Below are 8,897 nucleotides of genomic sequence, written 5' to 3' on the forward strand. Positions count from 1 at the left end.
TATTGAGACCCTTCTTCTCCCGTTTGTGAAGTTATTTCGCCTTCACCACCAATGATTTCGAAAACTTTATCGGTAGTCATGCCGTTCTCCAATTGATTGAATTCGTCCATGGTGATAGTGACATCCGATTCAGAACCATTACCCACGCCAGCTTGAGCTTTGCTTTGTAATTTACCGTCCTGGAAAGTTAGCATTGCATTAGTTCCCCAACCATCTGCACCGTCCCATGAATAGATTATCGTGTGAAATTGAGATCCTTCTTCTCCGGTTTCGGATTGAACTGTTCCTTCGCTGCCGATTATCTTAACAACTTCATCATAAGTCATTCCGTTTGATATCTTTTCAAACTCTTCCCCTGTTATTGTACTATCATCTTTTGTTTCTGATGCATCACCCGATTTCTCTTCCTCAGCCTTTTCTTTTTCGGAGTTTCCTGAGGAAGTACTTGCTTTGTCAGCACTGTTATTATCGCTGTTTTCTGCCTGAGAAGTATTATTAGTCGCTGTGTTTTCCGTTTCTCCTCCTCCAGAAGCTACAGCTGCAATGATAATAATTGCAAAAATGCCTATAAATCCTAAGCACCCAAATTTCATAAATTTTTTCAAACTAATTACCCCCTAAAAATTTTTATCTACACCCGTAATTATAAAATATAGGGGGTACATTTTAATGTGTACCTTATAAACTAGGTCGCTGACAGACTTTCACAAATAGTACAGCCTTGATATTTTCTTCAGCACGATTCTTCTTAAGTAATATTTTTGAGCATTTCAAATTTGGAATGGTTAAAGAGGGTGCGGTATGGCGAATAAATCCTTGCACTGAGTCAGGTCTTTTTTTATACAGGCTTAGTCTAGGTCAGGCAGGACCTCTTTATGTATTTAAGCCCAACTTCAAAACAGAACTTGAAGAATAATAGTTTCTTATGAGTTTTTTAGATGAGAAACAGGAATCGGTGCTAAAGACTAGATTCCTGTTTTCTTTATTTCCACCGCAAAAGCTCTTTAACTGTACAATGCTTCTTTCTCCTATAATCGAATCCAGCCTGGAAAAAGAGGCATGGAAATTCAAAAAGTTTTTCATGCCTCTTTTTTTCGTTTTATTTCGATTATAAGGGTGAAGGGAGGTGAGCAACATGGCCGAACAGCAAATGGTCAACTCACGCTTGCGACTTATCCTGGATGATGGGGTAGACGAAGTATCCGGTAAGCAGCTTTTCAAAACGAAAGGCTTCAACAATGTCAAAACAGCCGCAACAGCCGATCAACTTTATGCGATTGCTACGTCGGTTGCATCCCTGCAGCAGCGTCCGCTGACAGAAGTGGAGCGTAACGACAGTTCTGAAATCACAGCCGGAGCATAAGGCATGAGAAAGCTATAGCCGCATAGCTCCTTGGAGAGATTCGGTCGTTTACAAATTACAGCTCTGCTGGATTCGAATCAGCGCGGGAAGGAGGTGGCATAATGAAAAAACTGGAATTGAAATTTTTGAATGAAGATAAAAAGACTGTCACATATTCATTGGAACAACCGGTCGAACCTGCTGATCCGGCAGCCATCAAGGCTGCGATGGAAGAGATTATCAACCAGAACGCATTCACATCATCAGGCGGCAATCTCGTATCCATCAAAGAAGCACGGATCGTTGACCGGACTGTTCAGGAGATTGAATTGCCATAGGTATCTAATGAGAGGTGTGCTTATACTAGCATACCTCTCAAAATATTTTTTGGGTTAACAATGCTAATCCTTGAATGTCTCTACTTCTTTTTCTGTGGCTGTTTTCAAAGTATATGTTATGGTAGACCATAATTGTTGTTATTTTCAGTTATTTTGGTATACTGAATGCAGCCCCTCTAAAACCACAAAAGGAAGTGCACAAATGCCCCAACTAGCACTGGTTAAGGAAAGGTCTTCCTCTGACTATATCCGGCATGACCAGCTATTTAAAGATTTAATTTTTTCGAGGAGTTCCTCGATGCGTTCTTTCCAGAGGTGCATGATATAGTTGATTTTCATGCCATCAAGCCATTATCGAAAGAAGTTTTTACTGATCTGGTGGAAGGAGAGACACGCAGACTCGATATTGCTGTCGAAACCACACTGAAAGAAACGGAAGCCGTCATCATTATTCATGTTGAACCTCAAAGTACAAAACAAACCAATTTCCATGAGCGCATGTATCAGTATTTCAGTTTGCTGTATCATATATATCGCAAGCCGATCGTTCCAATAGCGGTTTTTAGTTATGATGAAAACTGGGAAAAGAACCAGTATACAATGACGTTTCCATTCATGCATGTCCTGACATTTAATTACTTAACGCTGCATTTGCGAAAAAAGAACTGGCGGGACTATATAAGAGCTAACAACCCTGCCGCAGCAGCGTTATTGAGCAAAATGGGCTATACTGAAGATGAAAAAGTACAAGTGAAGAAAGAGTTCCTCAGGATGCTTGTGAAAATGGAATTGAATCCCGCAAAACAGCGGTTGGTGTACGGATTTTTGAAAAGTATTTAACTTTGAATGAAACGGAGGAAGCGCAATTGAAGGATGAAATTAAACGTATGGATGAAGCTGATAAAATTATGGAGATCCCGATTTCATATGAAGAGAAGGGTAAAAAAATAGGGGAAAAGGTTGGTAAGGAGAAGGGCATAAAAGAAGTAGCTATCAAGATGCTGAAAGAAGGGTCATCGATTGAATTTATCACAAAAGTGACGGGGTTGGATCAGGAAGAAATTGAAGCATTGAAAGAAAGATGAATCGCACAGAGTTTAAACAGTATTACCCTGGGCGGTTGAAAAATAAGTGAGTACCGGCCTCCAGCAATCACTGCCAGAGGCGATGGGTTTGTAAAAATGTGTAAATTATAATTTACGCCGGATATTTTAAAACCCTATCCTTAAGACTCCCGTGTACGAGGAGCTGATTCATAACCATTGCCAGTTTTGTATATGGCCACCATCCTATCTGGTTTCCAGCTCTTTGATTCGCAAATATAATAATTTTAAAAGGGCATTTTCGTTTGGAAATGCTCCTTTTTTGGTCACTTCTCTAAAGCTGGAATGGATGTATTTTTCCGCGCTTGTAGTGACATCACCTTACGAATGGCACTGCCGTTAACCAGTCCAACTCATTCCGTCTTCCGGGGGATTATGTTTTCCTGAATGTGCTAAAATAAAGATAAATTTACAGAAGTCGGAGAGGATGTAAAGGTATGGTTGTCCTGCTGATCACGTTGTCCGTTTTGCTGATAATCGTGACAATATATTTACTCTATTACAAAAGTCAGGTTAGAGCGATTGGGAATCAGCTTGCTTTTATTTCGGAGCATCATTCATTTAAGTTTATCCAAACGCAAATTAAACCAAAAGAAATCTCTCAACTCATCAATTTGTGTAACACACTGCTAAATAGTCAAAGAGAGTTGAATCAGCAATTTATTAATAAAAATGATGAAATCAATGCAACCATTGTTAGCCTTTCCCATGATATCAGAACCCCACTTACGTCACTGGACGGTTACCTGCAGCTTGCTGGCCGTACAGAAGAAGCCCGGGAAACGAAACATTTCATCACACAGGCTCAGACCAGGACGGGACAGATCAACAGTCTCGTAGATGAGTTGTTCCTCTATACGAAACTGGAAAATAAGGACTATTCATTGGATCTTGAATCGATTGAACTGGTTAATCTATTGAAAAAGTGTTTGTTTACATTTATAGATGAATTTACACAAAGAAGTTGTGAACCGGATATAAACTTGCCGGAATCTTCAATTTATATTATGGGTAATGGCAGTGCGCTGGAAAGGGTTTTTGAAAATATCATAAAAAACTATTTACTGCACGGAGAAGAAACGATGACCATTCGTTACGAAGAAAGGGAGCATAAGGTTATCGTGCATTTTATAAATGACATGAAAGAGGGGACATCGATTAACCTTACGAACATATTCACACGTTTTTACAAGGAAGATGCTTCACGTACCAACCATTCCTCAGGCCTGGGGCTGTATATTGTCAAATCGTTAATGGATAAGATGCATGGTGATGTGAGAGCAGATATTGAACAAAATCGATTTTGTCTCAGTTTAGCTTTCAACAAAACAGACGGGGGAGACGAAGAATTATGGAGGAAAAGCTGAAGCGGCCGAACATATTAATTATTGAAGATGATGAGCATATCAATAATGTCATTTTTAACGCACTTCGGCAGGAGAACATTATGTGCACACAGGCATTTTCCGGTAGCGAAGGAAAGATGCATATTGCCCGTTATGACTATCAGCTGATTATACTTGATTTAATGCTGCCGGGTCTGTCCGGCGAATCATTTATACATGAGCTGCGGACTGAATTAAATTCGGCTATTCCCGTGATTGTATTGTCAGCAAAGGACAAACTGGATCATAAATTAAACTTATTTGCAATGGGGGCTGATGATTATGTCACCAAACCGTTTGAAATTGAGGAACTGCTTGCCCGGATTAACGTGCACATAAAAAGAGCGGGATTAAATCAATCCGTCAGTGAATATAAGCATAAAAATCTTACCCTGAATACCGATACACGGGCCATTGTGGTTAATGGCAGTGAGTTAAAACTGACAAGACAGGAGTATAACATCGTTGAACTGCTGGTCAAAAACAAATCCCGCGTGTTTACGAAACAAGATCTGTATGAACGCGCATGGGAGGATTATTATGTCGGTGAAGATAAAACAATTACCGTACATATCAGCAATATTCGCAGCAAAATCAAGCAGCATGACAATGAAACATATATCGATACGGTTTGGGGAATCGGCTTCAGGTTAAGTCCCTGATACACTTTGAATTATCTTAACCTTTTCTTTGCTATGTTTTAATAGCTTTATTGTTTACTTGTATCAGGGAGGTGATCAGATGTCAGATGCAGTGATTGAACTGAACAAACTCACCAAACAGTTCAAAACAAACACAGCAGTGCATAAGACGTCTTTCAAAATAAGCAGAGGCGAGATATTTGGCATCATTGGTCAAAATGGGGCAGGAAAATCAACATTACTCAAGATGATTGGCGGGTTAATTTACCCAACATCAGGAGACATTCGGTTTTTTAATCAAGATTCAGCAAAAAGCCAGCTGTATTATGAACGGATGGGATTGCTAATTGAAGAAGCGGGGCTGTTTCCAGGTTATACGGCCTATCAAAATATGGAATTGTTAGCCATTTTTTATGGGATGCGAAATCGTTATAAGCAGATTAACAAATTATTGAGTCTTGTCGGGCTGCATCCCACAAATAAGACCAAGGTGAAACATTTCTCAACGGGAATGAAACAAAGACTCGGTATTGCCATCGCTTTACTGGGCAGTCCGGATGTTTTAATTCTTGATGAACCGATCAATGGTTTGGATCCCCAGGGAATTAAAGAGATAAGGGAATTAATTTTAGAATTGAATAAATCGGGGCTAACCATCATCATTACGAGCCATATCCTTGAGGAGCTGTCAAAAGTAGCGACCCGATATGCCATTATTCATCAAGGCAAGATTATTGAGACGGTTTCAAAACATGAGTTGCTGCTTAATTGTGAAGAACGCATTGAAATTGAAGTAGACGAAGCAAAAGAAGTGATTCCTTTCCTGGAGGAATCGCTGAACATCCAGAACTATAAAGTCATCAATCAGCAGACAGTGTATATTTATGATTCACACGTGGAAAACCACCAGATCATTAAACGTTTAAGCACTGAAGGCATTGCGATTCATTCGATTAACAAACATAAACAAAGCTTGGAGCAGTATTTTCTGGAGCGTACGGGAAGAGCAGGTGATGGTGATGATTAATCTGTTCAAAATGGATTTCCATCGCTTTATCGGAAATAAAATGATGTATGTATTGCTGCTTATCTTCTGCGCTTTCCAAATATTTGGTACCTACATGATGAGTGTGTACGAACAACCCATGGCAGAAAGCGGTATACAGCCCGGTGCGATGAATGCCAGCGAATATATCCAATATGTATTGTCTCAGTCGCCATCATGGATGCTTTTGTATATTATGGTGTTCACGGTTTACTTCTATATGAGTGAGCAGAACGCGGGTTTTTACAAAAACTATATAACGATGAAACATGCACGCTCACATTCCGTATTCTCCAAGATACTGATTCAGGGAGTGTTTACGCTATTCATGTTTTTGACGCTGTTAGTCGCTGATTTCATCGGTCGCTCACTATTTTTTGAAAACAGTGCGATCGGGGATCTTGGTTATTTTATGAGCTTGCTTTCCGGCCAATTCTTGCTGCAGTGGTCTTTTTCCATTCTGATTTTATGTGCTTCGGTCATAACCAAAAACATGTTGATTAGTATATCGATTGGCATCGTCTTCGTACTGAATGTGATTGGCATGATTCTGAGCAGTTTTGAGTCTCTGCTGTTTGATGACGCGTTTGCTTCTGATTATTTATTAGTCAATACGATTACGCAAATAAAGGATTTTGCTGATTTAACTGACTTGATTCATGTCGGCAGTGTTGCGGTGGTTTCCATCATCATATTTACAGTGATTGCCATTCATTTTAAATCAAAAGAGGATCTGAAATAGCTAAAAGCATCTACAAAAGGTGTGGAAAGAGGGCTGAAAAGAACCCTCTTGCACTGCCTGAGGGCGTGGGAGTCACAGGTACCCATCAAATTAACAAACGTCTGCATTCCTTTTCGAATACTTCGCCAATAGTCGCTCACACTCCTCCCATTCCTCCCATTCCTTAGAGCCAGGCAAACAAGTCGTTGTATCCTCATGCTGTTTCTGCCTCTCTTCCAATGCCTGTTTTCGTTTTTGCTCTTTGAACCATTCAGGAACAACTTCGGCTTTGGCTGCGGCAGGTTGCGTAAATTTTTGGCTTTGCCGATTGCGGAATGCTGCTTCGTCGGCAGTGGCTTGCTCTACAGTCGTTATGCCTTTTCTTGCCCATGCTTTGAGGATGCCTTTCACATAGCGCCATGATGCTTTGTTTTGCTCAAGAGCGCGTTTCATGGCGTCAAGGACAAGCAGGTCACCAACATCAGCAATCCAATTGATGATGTCGTCAGTCACATAGGAACTGGCCACACCAAAATTATCCTGGTAGAACCGGATAGCTTCTGATGTTGTTGTTGGTTTGTGTTTTGTTTTATTTTTAAGTTTTCTTTTGTCTTTATTTCGTTTAAATAATGGGGCCGGACTGTGGGCCGTTTTGTGGTCCGTATTGCGGTCGGCGGAATGGTCCACAATGTCGTCCGGTGTATGGTTCATATGGTGAATCGAATTGTTTTGCTGTTTATGTTCTATTTGTTGGCCTGCGATTGGCTGTTCTGCTGGTTCGCTTGCAGGCTCCTTCTCCTGCTTGGTTTGAGACAGGCTGTCAACCTGGTACATTGGTTTAACTTGTGAAATCATTTGATAGACAGCTGTCTGGCTGCCGTCCCTGGATGTGACGGTTATGTATCCCTTTTCCTGCAGTTCGCTGCGGGCTCGCTTGAAAGACGTTCCTTTGATGCCGGATTTCAACTCAATGATCGACACAGGTACGGAAAAACTCTTTTGCCAGCCGCATAGATTATTGAAATGCATCAATGTATTCCAGAGTGCAACGGCCGATCCTGAAAGCGGGTTAAAAATAATCTGCTGGTAAAACGCATTTAATTCTTTTAAATAGTTCATATGGAATCTCCTCGTTATGTATTGTTTTGACTGGCGTACTGCTTATTTGTCACATGAAAGCAATTCACGGACGCGTGGGTTTTTCAATTTTTTCTTAACCTGTTTGCCCCAGCTTTTGACGGCATCAACGGTTGTGTTTTCCTGTTCAGCAATTGCTTTGTATGACATATCCTGAATAATAGCGTAATATACCCATTTCCATTGTTTGTCCGTTAATTGGGATTGGAGCTCTTTCCAAAGATCGGAGTCATTCAGTGGAAGGTGCTGATTAGCGGCAATTGGGCGTGAACCATCTGCACCACGGTGGTAGTTGCCGTCAGTGTGCCGTGTTCTTTGATCATGTGCGGACTGCTGATGGATCTCGTTTTGCCTGGTATCGCGGCGCATGCGATCAATCAGGCGGTTCCGGATGGTATAATTGAAGTATGTTGCCATGGCGCCTTTGTCTGGCTGATACGTTTCATAGGCATTCCAAAGAGCGACTAACCCCTCCTGAAAGAATTCCTGATGTGGATCATCGATATGCATCTTGTGAATCTGATAATAAATCCGCCGTTCATTTTGCTCGAAAATCTCTTCAAAAGTCAGTTTTTTGTCCATGAGATGGCTCCTTTTGCAATTTGATAGAGTGCTTCTACCTCTATAATCGAAAGAAAAGGCGAAAAGGTGGCATGATCACGAAAACTTTTTTATTTTTTTATAGAATTGTTCAGAGGTCACTAGTGTCGCATAAAAAATAAAAGAAAATTAAGAATATTATTTCCGAAATAAAGGTTTCTGGGTATAAAAAAATCCTTTATAATGAAAGTGGTGGTTGTTGTCCAAATCCAATATAAAGGAACTCAGAATATGGACAATTACGACAAGAAAGCAATCTACGTATTTGATCGTGGTTACATAGATTATGATCGTTTAGACCGCATGACGGACGACGGTTATTTCTCCGTCTCCTGAATGAAGAAAAATTGTAGAGTTTACTATACACTTAGACTACTTAGGAATTAAATTTCGAAAAAAGATTCTTGGGGCGGTAAAAGATTGGGAACTCTTTACTTTAAATTGAAAACGCTTTCCTGATAATTTTGTAGACAGTAATATATTGATGTAATATTTAACCTTGTAGCAAGATTTAAGGAGGGGAGTGATGATTGTTGAACATAGATCATTTAAAAGTATTTCATATTTTAGCAAAGAATAAAAGCT

At 40.2% G+C, this 8,897-nt stretch carries 11 protein-coding genes and 1 pseudogene; 8 read left to right on the forward strand and 4 right to left on the reverse strand.

What is annotated here, in order from left to right:
* Positions 1-605, reverse strand: a 605-nt coding sequence (locus tag VK080_RS10840; RefSeq protein ID WP_324224787.1) for a DUF3862 domain-containing protein, incomplete at its 3' end; no start/stop codon positions are given.
* Positions 606-1,135: 530 nt separating this feature from the next.
* Here VK080_RS10840 and VK080_RS10845 point away from each other — a divergent pair.
* The 4 genes from VK080_RS10845 (at position 1,136) to VK080_RS16045 (ending at position 2,765) form a co-directional block, all read left to right on the forward strand.
* Positions 1,136-1,363: a DUF1659 domain-containing protein gene (locus tag VK080_RS10845; RefSeq protein WP_324224788.1), complete on the forward strand. Its 228-nt coding sequence runs from the start codon at positions 1,136-1,138 to the stop codon at positions 1,361-1,363.
* A gap of 101 nt (positions 1,364-1,464) precedes the next feature.
* The gene (locus VK080_RS10850) at positions 1,465-1,680 is read left to right on the forward strand and encodes a DUF2922 domain-containing protein (protein ID WP_324224789.1); all 216 of its coding nucleotides are present in this window, start codon (positions 1,465-1,467) and stop codon (positions 1,678-1,680) included.
* Positions 1,681-1,995: 315 nt separating this feature from the next.
* Positions 1,996-2,520 carry a hypothetical protein gene (locus VK080_RS16040; protein ID WP_414672244.1) on the forward strand — a complete coding sequence of 175 codons (525 nt, stop codon included), beginning with the start codon at positions 1,996-1,998 and terminating at the stop codon, positions 2,518-2,520.
* A gap of 26 nt (positions 2,521-2,546) precedes the next feature.
* Complete coding sequence (locus VK080_RS16045; RefSeq protein ID WP_414672245.1) at positions 2,547-2,765, forward strand: hypothetical protein; 219 nt, start codon at positions 2,547-2,549, stop codon at positions 2,763-2,765.
* Positions 2,766-2,877: 112 nt separating this feature from the next.
* Here the strand turns inward: VK080_RS16045 and VK080_RS10860 are convergent.
* Positions 2,878-3,095, reverse strand: a pseudogene (locus tag VK080_RS10860) (IS256 family transposase); the annotation flags it as partial.
* Between the two features lie 125 nt (positions 3,096-3,220).
* Here VK080_RS10860 and VK080_RS10865 point away from each other — a divergent pair.
* The 4 genes from VK080_RS10865 to VK080_RS10880 all read left to right on the forward strand — a co-directional run bounded on the left by VK080_RS10865 (position 3,221) and on the right by VK080_RS10880 (position 6,596).
* Positions 3,221-4,150, forward strand: a complete 930-nt coding sequence (locus VK080_RS10865; protein ID WP_324224790.1) for a HAMP domain-containing sensor histidine kinase — start codon at positions 3,221-3,223, stop codon at positions 4,148-4,150.
* The gene (locus VK080_RS10870; RefSeq protein WP_324224791.1) at positions 4,135-4,830 is read left to right on the forward strand and encodes a response regulator transcription factor; all 696 of its coding nucleotides are present in this window, start codon (positions 4,135-4,137) and stop codon (positions 4,828-4,830) included. The genes VK080_RS10865 and VK080_RS10870 overlap by 16 nt, the downstream gene beginning before the upstream one ends.
* A 79-nt stretch (positions 4,831-4,909) precedes the next feature.
* On the forward strand, positions 4,910-5,836 hold the full coding sequence (locus VK080_RS10875) for an ABC transporter ATP-binding protein (protein WP_324224792.1): 927 nt from the start codon (positions 4,910-4,912) through the stop codon (positions 5,834-5,836).
* On the forward strand, positions 5,829-6,596 hold the full coding sequence (locus VK080_RS10880; RefSeq protein ID WP_324224793.1) for a hypothetical protein: 768 nt from the start codon (positions 5,829-5,831) through the stop codon (positions 6,594-6,596). The genes VK080_RS10875 and VK080_RS10880 overlap by 8 nt, the downstream gene beginning before the upstream one ends.
* Before the next feature lie 90 nt (positions 6,597-6,686).
* Here the strand turns inward: VK080_RS10880 and VK080_RS10885 are convergent, their stop codons facing one another.
* Together VK080_RS10885 and VK080_RS10890 are read right to left on the reverse strand one after the other, a co-directional pair.
* Positions 6,687-7,694 carry a DnaD domain protein gene (locus VK080_RS10885; RefSeq protein WP_324224794.1) on the reverse strand — a complete coding sequence of 336 codons (1,008 nt, stop codon included), beginning with the start codon at positions 7,692-7,694 and terminating at the stop codon, positions 6,687-6,689.
* A gap of 42 nt (positions 7,695-7,736) precedes the next feature.
* Positions 7,737-8,294 (reverse strand): sigma-70 family RNA polymerase sigma factor, encoded by a 558-nt coding sequence (locus VK080_RS10890; RefSeq protein ID WP_324224795.1) that lies wholly within the window; start codon positions 8,292-8,294, stop codon positions 7,737-7,739.
* Positions 8,295-8,897 lie beyond the last annotated feature (603 nt).

The sequence above is a fragment of the Lentibacillus sp. genome (assembly GCF_035301925.1).
Taxonomy (GTDB): domain Bacteria; phylum Bacillota; class Bacilli; order Bacillales; family Amphibacillaceae; genus Lentibacillus.